This is a genomic window from Porphyromonas vaginalis, assembly GCF_958301595.1.
GTDB classification, from domain to species: domain Bacteria; phylum Bacteroidota; class Bacteroidia; order Bacteroidales; family Porphyromonadaceae; genus Porphyromonas; species Porphyromonas vaginalis.
In genome coordinates, this window is sequence record NZ_CATQJU010000001.1 from 1,966,756 (window position 1) to 1,978,711 (window position 11,956).

Consider the following 11,956-nt stretch of genomic DNA (forward strand, 5'->3'; position numbering starts at 1 on the left):
AACGGGCCCCCGAGCGTTACATTACTGACTCTATATTATAGTAGACACTAGATGATCCCTAGGCGCAGGATACTATGTGCATGGCTTGCGTTGCTCTGCGCATTGGTGGGTATGGTGAGGTTGTTCGCTATGCCACCGCTCTCTGTATCTGCTACGGAGCATCCTGCGCAGCCGGATAGTCTGCGCTACCCAGTGCAGCCGACAGCGCCCGAGTCGTATGAGTGGCTCGAGCAGGAGTCGGCGGTCGATCTGCGCACGCCGAGCGTGGTGACGCACGAGTTTGTCTACAATCCCGCTACGGGCCTTTATCTGCTGGTTACTAAGGTGGGTGGCAAGCAGGTAGGCACGCCGATCCCCTACACGCTGGAGCAGTACGTCGCCTATGTGGAGCGCAATGGCGTGCAGAGCTACTTCCTGGAGCGTGCTGCGCAAGATGAGAAGGAGCAGCAGGGCAAGGGGTTCAACCCGTTTGACTTTGGCTTCGAGCTGGGTCCTGCGGAGAAGATCTTTGGCCCTGGTGGCGTGCGGGTGCGGACACAAGGCTCTGCGGAGGTGTCGATGGGTGTCAAGAGCAATGCTACGGACAACCCCTCCATACCGATTCGTTCACGGAGACACACTTTCTTTGACTTCGACCAGAAGATTCAGGCCAATGTGCAGGCATCGGTGGGTACGAAGCTTAACTTCAATCTGAACTACAATACGCAGGCTACTTTTGACTTCGACAGTAAGAAGCTCAAGCTGGCCTATGAGGGCGAGGAAGATGACATCATCAAGGTGCTGGAGGCGGGCAATGTGTCGCTACAGTCGAAGAACTCGCTGATACAGGGCGGTGCATCGCTCTTCGGCATCCACAGCAAACTGCAGTTTGGCAAGCTCGATGTGGACTTCGTCGTGAGCCAGCAGGAGGCGGAGACGAAGCGCGTCTCGACAGATCGTGGGGCGCAGACGACGCCCTTTGAGTTTTCGGCCAACCAGTATGACGAGAATAGGCACTTTTACCTAGGACACTACTTCCGCGACCACTACAACAAGGCGATGTCTACGCTGCCCTTTATCTCTTCGGGAGTTAAGATCAACCGCATCGAGGTATGGGTGACCAATAAGCGGGGCAACTTTGACGAGGCGCGCAACATTGTCGCTTTTACCGACCTTGGAGAGGCAGATCGTGTGACAGCTCGTGGCGTTACGACGACAGGATCGACACAAGGACTGCCTGCCAATCAGGCGAACTCACTCTACAGTTGGCTACTCGGACAGCCTGCTCTGCGCCAAGTGGATCAGGTGAGCCAGATACTGGAGGGGCAGCTGCGTGGCGGTATAGACTATACGAAGATAGAGAGTGCTCGCCGTCTGAATGCCAACGAGTACCGCATCAACGACCAGCTCGGTACACTCTCGCTGCAGGTGCGTCTCCAGCCGGATGAGGTGGTGGGCGTAGCCTTTGAGTACACTTATCAGGGCAAGGTCTATCAGGTGGGTGAGTTTAGCTCGGACCGCTCGGATCGTACGGCTGACAACCTTTTTGTTAAGCTACTCAAGGGCGCATCGATGACCCCGACGGCTCCTTACTGGCCCTTTATGATGCGCAACGTCTACAGCCTCGGGAGCAGCGTCTACAATCTCAAGGCAGATCACTTCAAGCTCGACGTCTTCTACCGCAACGATAGCACTGGCACCGCTGTACCTTATATTAATGAGGGTAAAGTGGCGGGGCAACTCCTCACACGGGTCTTGGGAATGGATCGTCTGGATTCGCGCAATGAGCCACACCCTGATGGAGTCTTTGACTTTGTCCCCGGCTATACGGTTGATGCGGAGCGGGGACTCGTCATCTTTACCTCTACGGAGCCTTTTGGTAGTTACTTGGCCGAGCAGATAGGCGATCCCGCCATTGCCGAGCGATACGTCTATCGTGAGATCTACGACACGACGATGGTCGCAGCGCAGCAGGTGGCTGAACGCGATAAGTTTATCTTGCGAGGTGAGTACGAAGCGGCAAATAGCGGGCAGATATCGCTCGGAGCGATGAATGTGACCCCAGGGTCTGTGCGTGTGACCGCTGGTGGAGCGACGCTCGTGGAGAATGTGGACTACACGGTCAACTACGCCATGGGTACCGTCACGATCCTCAACGAAGCAATCCTCAACAGTGGTACGCGTGTCGATGTCTCTCTGGAGAATAGGGGCTTCCTCAACCTGCAGCGCAAGACGGTGCTGGGCTTGGACCTTAACTATCACTTTACGCCAAACTTAACGCTGGGCGGTACCTTTATGTATCTCAGCGAGATGCCACTGACTGCCAAGCCGGTCATGGGGCGTGAGTCGATGCAAAACAGCCTTTGGGGACTCAATCTCTCGTGGCGCACCGAGTCTCAGTGGCTGACGCGTATCCTCGACTACATCCCGCTCCTAGACTTGACCAAGCCGTCGGAGGTCGCGCTCAATATGGAGTTTGCTCACCTGATCCCAGGGCACTACGAGGGGCGCTACACCAAGGGGCATAGCTATATTGACGACTTTGAGACGTCGCAGAGTAGCATTGATCTGCTCAACCCCTACGCTTGGATGCTGAGCTCTACGCCGTGGCACGACCCGGCAGACGGGGCGGCCGATCTCTTCCCCGAGGCTCGAATGGTCAATGATCTGCGTTACGGCAATCGGCGAGCCTTGCTCAACTGGTTTTACATAGACCCGATGCTGAATCGTGCTGGCTCTTCGCTGACGCCTTCTTACCTGCGCAACAATCCCGACATGCTCTCCAACCATTACTCGCGAGAGGTGCGTATGTCGGAGCTGTTCCCCTATAGAGATGAGAACTTTGCCCAGCAGTCCTACCTGCAGACGCTCTGCCTCGCTTACTATCCCAATGAGCGTGGCCCGTACAACCTCAACAGCGATCAGGTCGGTAGCGATGGTAAGCTCATGAACCCCACCGAGAACTGGGGCGGTATGATGCGCAAGATAGACCAGAGCGACTTTGAGGCAGCCAATATCGAGTACATCGAGTTCTGGATGATGGATCCCTTCATCTATCCCGAGACGGCACCGACGAGTGGCAAGCTCTTCTTCAATCTGGGCGAAGTATCGGAGGAGGTGCTGAAGGATGAGAAGAAGTTCTTTGAGAACGGTATGCCGCTCAACGATGATCCCTCGGCAACCATCGAGACAGTCTGGGGGCGCGTGCCTATTCGTCAGACGGCGGGCTACTCCTTTGACAATGCTGCTGGGGCGCGTAGCAAGCAGGATGTGGGCTTCAATGGACTAAGCTCTGAGCAGGAGAAAGCTTTCCCCGCTTATGCCGACTACCTCTCCGCAATCCGTGGCAAGGTGTCGGGCGAAGTGCTCGAGCAGTGGCAGGGCGATCCGATGAGTCCGCTGAATGACCCGGCGGGTGATAGCTTCCGTCACTATCGCGACGAGCGATATGATCAGTTACAGGCTTCTATCCTCGAGCGATACAAGTACTACAACGGAGTCGAGGGCAATAGTGCTGAGGCGACCAATGAGACTGGCTCCTACAGCGTGGCGAGCCGTGTCGTGCCTGATGTGGAGGACATCAACCAGGACAACACGCTCAACGAGCAGGAGCGTTACTTCGAGTACGAGATAGCGCTTTCGCCAGCCGAGATGCAGGTGGGGCGCAACTACATCGTTGACGAGCGCTCGGTCAATGTGAAGCTCGCCAACGGCAAGCAAGAGACGGTCAAGTGGTATCAGTTCAAGATCCCCGTACGAGAGCCGACCCGCAGGGTAGGGGGCATAGCCGACCTCAAGAGTATCCGCTTCATGCGCCTTTACCTGACGCAGTGGGACAAGCCTGTCGTACTGCGCTTCGGTACCTTCAAGATGGTGCGTGGCGAGTGGCGACAGTATGACCGCCCGCTACACGCTCCCTCCGTCACACCTATATCTAATGGCACGATGGAGGTCAATACGGTCAACATCGAGGAGAACGGTGACCGCAAGCCAATCAACTACATCCTCCCGCCAGGCGTCTCGCGTAGCGTCAGCCCCAGTCAGGCGCAAGCTATTCGTCAGAACGAGCAGTCGCTCAGCTTACGCATCAAGCGACTAGCTCCAGGCGATGCACGAGCTGTCTACAAGAATACGGGACTAGACCTACGTCGCTACAAGCGCATTGAGCTATTTGTCCATGCTGAGGAGCTGCCCGAGGAGGGGACGCCCACGGGCAATGGCGAGATGACCGCTTTCCTCCGCTTAGGCTCTGACTACACAAACAACTATTACGAGTACAGCGTCCCTCTAGAGCTGACCCCCTTCGGCACTTACAGTGACAATGCTAAGGATAGAGAGATGGTTTGGCCACGGGATAACAAGGTAGACTTCCGCTTTGACCTCCTCACGGGACTCAAGATGCGACGCAACGCTGCCCAGGCTAATGGCGAGACCGACCTCTACACGCCTTACTCGGTACCCGACGCTGAGCGTCCACGCAACACGATCACCGTGATGGGTAACCCCTCGCTGAGCAATGTCAAGACCATCATGATCGGTGTGCGAAACAGTGCCGGGCAGATCAAGAGTGCCGAGATCTGGGTCAATGAGCTACGCCTGAGCGAGTACCAAGAGCAGGGCGGCTGGGCAACCAATGCTGATCTGCAGGTGCAGCTGAGTGACTTAGGCTCGTTTAACGCTCGAGGCTCTTACCGCACGGCGGGTTTTGGCGCACTCGATCAGTCACTCGCGCAGAGGCAGCTAGAGGATACGGGCTTCCTCAACCTCTCGACGCAGGTGGAGCTGGGTAAGTTCTTCCCCGAAAAAGCGAAGGTGCGCATACCGCTCTACTACAGCTACCAAGACGAAGTGATCCGTCCGCAGTACAACCCGCTAGACCAAGACCTGCTCCTCACGGAGGCTCTCGACAATGCCGCCAACGAGTCGGTACGCGACTCCATCAAGACGATGGCACTGACACGGACACAGGCTCATGCCCTGTCGCTCTCCAATGTGGGGGTCAACATACAGAGCAAGACCCCGATGCCGTACGACCCAGCCAACTTCACGCTTGGCTACTCAATGTCGTGGGATGAGAAGAACAGCCCCGAGATTGTCTACGACCGCAATCGTACGTGGCAAGCTACAGCGCAGTATCAGTACACGCCCGTGGTGGCTCCGTGGAAGCCTTTTGCCAAGCTACAACAAGGCAAAGCCTCCTCCGAGGCGATCCGCACCGTCTCCTCGACGCTGAGAGGTTATCAGATCAACTATCTCCCCTCACGAATCGCTTTCAACAGCTCCATACTGCGCAACTACAGCGAGCATCAGGTGCGCAACCTTGTGCCTGGTGGCGGTGCTATGGCTGACTGGTCACTACCCGCTACCTTCGTGCAGAACTTCGTCTGGCAGCGTGCCGCAAATGTTGTCTGGAACCCCACGACCAATCTCAAGCTCTCCTTTAACTCTGGCACCAACGCCCGCATCGTAGAGCCACACGTACAGGTCAATCGTGAGCTAGCTCCCGACGACTACACGCTATGGCGCGACTCCGTCTGGCAGAGCATACGTAGCTGGGGACTACCGATGCAGTACAACCAGACTGCCAACGCCACCTACACGCTCCCGCTCGCACTCATTCCCTTTATGGACTTCGTCTCAGCCACCGCCACCTATATGGCTTCGTACAATTGGGATCGCGGAGCTTTGACCCAGCAGGGCGCCTCCATGGGCAATGTGGTGCGCAATCAGATGAAGCTCGACGGACGGGTCAACATCCTCTTCCAGACACTCTACCGTAAGTTCGACTGGTACAAAGATTACGAGAAGCGACAGAACAAGAGCAGCAGCCGAAACAACCGCTCCGCCTCCCGCCGAGATGCTCGTACCAGCCACTCAGATCAGGAGTCAGAGGACAAAGCTCCCGCAGCAGCACAGCGCAAGAAGCCTGCGCCACTGCGCTTCACCAAGGAAGTGGTCCTACGTCCCGACACGACGATTACCATCAACCACCAGCTGGGCAGTGCTAAGCCGGAGGTGACCGCCAAGGATTCGCTCGGACACAACTACCCCGTCAAGTATGCCGTGGTCAATCCCAACAGCATCACCGTCACCGGCACCGACTCCGTCACGATCCGGGTCAACGTCTACGCAGCCGACAAAGCTCGTGAGATGCGCATGGAGCGTCTCTACCCATACATTGATGCGGGTATCTCCGTGCTCACCTTCCTGCGCGATATCTCGCTCACTTACACCCGCACTTCGTCGCTCCACTTGCCCGGCTTCCTCCCCGACATCAAGGCTGCGGGCGGACAGGGTTATCCGATGCAGGGCGTGATGGCTCCGGGCCTTGCTTTTGCTTTTGGCTTTACAGACAACGACTTCGTTCGTGAGGCGGCGCAGCGTGGTTGGCTGCTCAAGCAGGCGGAAAACATCAACCCCGCCATGTATTCTATCTCGGAAGATGCTACGGCACGTCTCAATCTCGAGCCCCTCAAAGACCTCAAAGTGACGCTCACCTGGGACTACCATACCAATAGGGCGGTGCAGACGCAGTATATGTTTGAGGGTACTCCCGAGACTTACAGCGGAACCTTTACCGCCGGGACCATCGGTCTCAAGGGCTTCTTCGCTAGTGCTAATGCCAGCAATGGCTACAAGACGAGTACCTTTGACAACCTCCTCAGCTATCAGCAGGAGATGGTGCAGCGACTGACTAACCAGTACAGCGCTATCGCTGGAGCTGACGCGCCCGAGGTGCGACCCAATAGTCCCGATGTCCTGATCCCCGCCTTCATCGCTGCTTATACGGCTCGTGGTCTAGACGGGGCGACGCCTTTCCACTCGATCTGGCGCACCCTCCCCAACTGGAGCATCACCTACACGGGGCTAACTAAGATTCCCGCACTGGCAGACCTCTTCCGCAACTTCTCCCTCTCCCACACCTATCGCAATAGTTATAGTGTGGCAAACTACAACTCCTTCATCTCGTGGCAACCGATAGAGCCGGAGCTACGTATGGGCTACATAGAGATGCCCGCTGATGATCCTGCTGGTGGTGCCAATGGGATGCGTCGTGTCGCTTCTTCTCCCTACGATATCACGCAGGTCTCTATCCGTGAGTCTTTTGCTCCACTCATTGGGGTTGAGATGACCTTGCAGAGTGGACTGGGACTCAATGCTCGCTGGAATAAGTCGCGAGACCTGATGCTCAACCTCACCTCCTTCCAGGTTATCGAAAACAGCCGCAACGAGATATCTGTTGGGATCAACTACAAGATTGATGACTTCAGCAAGCTCATCGGCATCAAGCGTCGGGCACCTCAGCGCACGGGAGCACAGGCGCAGGGAGGCAAAAAGGAAAATCCGCTCTTTGCTTCGGGTGGTGCTATGACCCTGCGCTGCGAGTACTCGTACAATCACTCCTCGATGCTCATTCGCAAGATTCAGGAAGCCTTCACGCAGGCAACCAATGGCAACGTGGCGCACGTCATCAAGTTCAGTGCCGACTACGCTCTCAGCCGTATGCTCACCATACGAGGCTACTTCGACTGGAATATGAATCACCCGCTCGTGAGCACCGCTTCCTTCCCCGTGAACAACACCTCCTTCGGCGTCGCCCTCCGCATCAGCCTCACTCAGCAGTAACACCAGCCACCAGCCAAGAGCTAACGGCCAAAAGCCAACAGCTAACGGACGCCACAGACGCCACTAGCCGTGACTGAATCCTGTAGGGACGCACGATCTGTGCGTCCGTTGTAGTACAGCGATACGAGTAGCCCTTTGACATAACGGACGCCACTAGCCGTGACTGAGTCCCTACACGGCGCAGTAACACCAGCCAAGAGCTAACGGCCAAAAGCCAACAGCTAACGGACACCACGGACGCCACTAGCCGTGACTGAATCCTGTAGGGACGCACGATCTGTGCGTCCGTCCCTGTCAAAGCGAGACGAGTAACCAATGACGTGTGACGATGATACGAATAACCCTTTGTAGGGACGCACGGTCGTGCGTCCGTTGTAGTACAGCGATACGAGTAGCCCTTTGTAGGGACGCACGGCTCGTGCGTCCGTCCCCGTTAAAACCACGATGCTGTAACCTTTGACACAATGGACGCTCGACCGAGCGTCCCTACAAAGGGTTATTCGTATCGTGTTGTTTCCGTAGTATATACGAGTTCCAAAAACGGTTCCCCTCTTGGAACTTTTTAGTTCCAACGGAGGAACTTTTCGTTTCCTAGGCTGGAAATCGAGAATATCCACGTGGAAATTTTCAAATCCCCACGGAGGGATGAAATGATCCCCACGGAGGGACGAAATAAAACTTCGGAGGAAATGAATGACGCCCACGTGAAGAATAAAAATAGCCACGTGGAGATTTGCTGTTTTCCATGTGGCTGTCGAATTAGAGATTAGAAGTTAGAGATTAGAGATGTGCGTCCGTACTAGCGAATTACTCGTGAGATCGCTCAGGGCTGACGCATTATAATTGCTCTGTCAGAAGCTACACATTAGCGACAAGCGAGGAGTAGATGAGGAGGCTGTTGCAAAAGTCAATAGTCTCATGAGGTCACTATATATAGTGTGTCACCCCTGCCCTCTAATCTCTAACTTCTAATCTCTAGCCTCCATTTACATATCTTTACGGGGAAATTCGTCCAACACCCTCCTTTCTCGAATATCCACGTGGGGAATCTCAAATCTCCACGTGGATATTTTTTATTTTCCACGTGGGCGTGATTCATTTCTTCCGAAGTTTCATTTCATTCCTCCGAAGTTTCATTTCATTCCTCCGAAGAATTTTTTATTCTCCACCTGGATATTTCGAAATATCCACGTGGAAATCACTTTTCCCCGACACGGTGCCATTTCGATATGTAGTCGGCTCTAAATTATTGTAACGAGCCGACGTTGAATTTCCCCAGCCAAGACTGACGCATTATAATCGCTCAGTTAGGAGCTGCACATGAGCGACAAAACGAGGAATAGGGAGGTCGATGAGCTCATTGTATACAGTGCGTCAGCCCTGAGAGATCGCTCACTGAGGGTAAGGCATAGTCTGGAAAATTCGTATATTTGCAAGCGGTTAGGTACACTTTTTCCTCGAAAATCAAGCGGATTTCTCGAAAATGGCACTGTAACCGACTGACACTCAATGCGTCTTAAAATTAGCTCTCGCAGAGCATCTTCCATTAGAACAAGGATTAAGACTTCTTGGAAGACCTTTTAGTGGTCTTCTTTGGCTGTCTCGCAGAGCATCTTCCATTAGAACAAGGATTAAGACTCGATGGCTTTACGCATTACCACCTTGAGGTTCTCTACTCGCAGAGCATCTTCCATTAGAACAAGGATTAAGACTTGGCTTTGAGGGCTTGCCAGCGGGCGGTCGTGGTCTCGCAGAGCATCTTCCATTAGAACAAGGATTAAGACAGTCTTATCTCTTTGCCGTCCGTTAGGTTGTAGATTCTCGCAGAGCATCTTCCATTAGAACAAGGATTAAGACTCTAGCACCTCTTTGCTTGCGATTCCTGCGTACTGCTCGCAGAGCATCTTCCATTAGAACAAGGATTAAGACAGATAGAGCAGTGTTGTATCGGGTTGTCTGTCTGTCTCGCAGAGCATCTTCCATTAGAACAAGGATTAAGACTGAAATTATTCTAAATATAATACAACCTTCTCCACATCTCGCAGAGCATCTTCCATTAGAACAAGGATTAAGACTCCTAGATATCCGTTGATCCTCCTGCGAATCTCCTCGCCTCGCAGAGCATCTTCCATTAGAACAAGGATTAAGACGCCCCCTCGGGGAGACGGCCACCCATGAGCTGAGCTACTCGCAGAGCATCTTCCATTAGAACAAGGATTAAGACCATAGTTTTGATTGGTTTTAATGATTAGGCAAACAATCTCGCAGAGCATCTTCCATTAGAACAAGGATTAAGACCCCTTGAGGTCGCAGCTCTCTAGCTTTGCTCTTAGGTCTCGCAGAGCATCTTCCATTAAAACAAGGATGTTGAGGAGAGAGGTTGGGACGAATAAGAAGAGGAGACTGTTGTGTCAACAGGCTCCTCTTGTTGGTATACGTCTTGCTTTGACACAACGGACGCACGAGCCGTGCGTCCCTACTTTAAGTTTGCAGAGTGAAAAGAAATCGACCCGAGAATAGGTCAGTTGAACGGGTTGTTTTTACCTTTGTTGTAGTAAGGTAAGGACAGCAACCAGAGGGTAATCTATCGTCCCTACGAGGCCTTGAGCCTAAGCTCTGTTAGAGACCCTCTGGAGTTCAGCTACTCGAGACTTATTAGAAAGAGAGGACCAGAGCCTAATTAAAGTAATAGCCTAATGTAGCCTAGCTGCCTTATCAAATATTCAAGTACAAAGTTATGAAATACTTTTTCATCGGCATCGATGTATCCAAAGAGAAACTAGACGCCACAATGATTCACTACGAATCTGAATCAGACAGCGAGCAGCAGCTCGCCTACACTACAGTAGAAAACAACCCTAAGGGGTTCCGGAGCCTCGTCTCTTGGAGTAAGAAGAACGCTGGTCGAAGAGTCAAGACCGACACCATGCTCTTCTGCTGTGAGACTACAGGAGGATACGATCGCGCACTCTGCGACTGGCTCTACGGCAACGGCCTAAACATCTGGCGCGAAAGTGCTCTGCAGATCAAGCGCAGCATGGGTCTGCGCAAAGGCAAGGACGACAAAGCCGACTCAGAGATGATCGCTTACTACGCCCTACGCTTCCGCTCCCAAGCCACTCTCTATAAACCTCTGGACGGGAACATGCGTAGCCTACGTGACCTCTTTCTCTATAGGCAGTCTCTAGTTGCCGAGAGACAGGCTAAGATGGTTAGTTCCAAGGAAAAACAGCACATCTCTAGCAAGTCTAAAGTCGACAACTTCATCTACCGAGATGCTCAGAAGGGCATCGACATCCTGACCAAAAGCATCAAAAAGTGCGAGTGCCGAATGCTTGAAATCATCAAGGAAGACGAGGAGATGTACCGCAACTACCTGCACCTCATTTCCTGCAAAGGAGTGGGCCTCATCACCTCTGTCATGCTGATCATCTACACCGACAACTTCAAGAGCTGGAATGCCAAGAAGATGGCTAGCTACTGCGGTATAGCACCCTTCTACGAGAGCTCTGGGAGCTCAGTCTTTCACAAAGCCAACACAAGTGGCTACAGTAACCGACGGCTAAAAGGAATCTTGACCCAAGCAGCCCGAAGTGCCATAACGTATAACCCAACATTAAGACAATACTACCTACGCATGAAAGCCCAAGGCAAGCCCTACGGGGTCATCCTCAACAATGTCAACAATAAGCTCGTACACATTCTCTTCTCGTTGGTTCTGCACGACTGCGACTTCGAGCTGGACCACGAAGCGAAGAGAGCTCTTCGAGCCTAGTCCAAGGAAGGAAAGTCTCCGCTCGGGGAGCGCCCCCGCGGCAAGGGGTGGGAGCCCCCACCCCGACGAGCGGTTCACCCGAAGAGAAGCGAGTCCTCCGAGTCAAGTTCAGAAAGGAAAGTCTCCGCTCCGGGAGCGCCCCGCGGCAAGGGGTGGGAGCCCCCACCCCGACGAGCGGTCCCCCGAAGAGAAGTAGACCGAGCTTGCGAAACGAGAAAAAACTTCGCTTTTTACTTGCACATGAACTTAGAAAGCAAAGGGCTACACGTCGGGCTACTCGTATCGATTTGATACAACTAGACGAGTAACGATATTGTATGGGCGGACCTGCGTGTCCGCCCATATGGCATACAACGCTCTGACGAGAACGGGCGGACACATAGGTCCGCCCCTACAAAGGGCTACACGTCTCGCTTTGACACAATGGACGCCCTCCGACTAGATACGAGCCGTGCGTCCGTACATCATTGTTACTCGTCTCGTCGTTCGGGAACGGACGCACTGCGTCTATACAAGTTCTTTTTTGTTATCTTTGCGGAGAGACACATTTATAACTCTTTAAGAGCTTATAAGGAA

The 11,956-nt window shown here is 53.7% G+C and carries 3 protein-coding genes and 1 CRISPR repeat array; of the genes, 2 read left to right on the forward strand and 1 reads right to left on the reverse strand.

Features of this window, described 5'->3' with window-relative positions; genetic code table 11:
* Window positions 1–129: 129 nt before the first annotated feature.
* Window positions 130–7,605, forward strand: a complete 7,476-nt coding sequence (gene sov / locus Q2J34_RS07660; protein ID WP_300969796.1) for a T9SS outer membrane translocon Sov/SprA — start codon at window positions 130–132, stop codon at window positions 7,603–7,605.
* 221 nt (window positions 7,606–7,826) lie between these two features.
* Here the strand turns inward: sov and Q2J34_RS07665 are convergent, their stop codons facing one another.
* Window positions 7,827–8,048, reverse strand: coding sequence for a hypothetical protein (locus Q2J34_RS07665; protein WP_298887916.1), 222 nt, complete (start codon window positions 8,046–8,048; stop codon window positions 7,827–7,829).
* A gap of 1,085 nt (window positions 8,049–9,133) precedes the next feature.
* A CRISPR array of direct repeats spans window positions 9,134–9,977; the repeat unit is 37 nt; unit sequence CTCGCAGAGCATCTTCCATTAGAACAAGGATTAAGAC.
* A 365-nt stretch (window positions 9,978–10,342) separates the two neighbouring features.
* Here Q2J34_RS07665 and Q2J34_RS07670 point away from each other — a divergent pair.
* On the forward strand, window positions 10,343–11,380 hold the full coding sequence (locus Q2J34_RS07670) for an IS110 family transposase (protein WP_300969017.1): 1,038 nt from the start codon (window positions 10,343–10,345) through the stop codon (window positions 11,378–11,380).
* The last annotated feature ends 576 nt before the right edge of the window (window positions 11,381–11,956 follow it).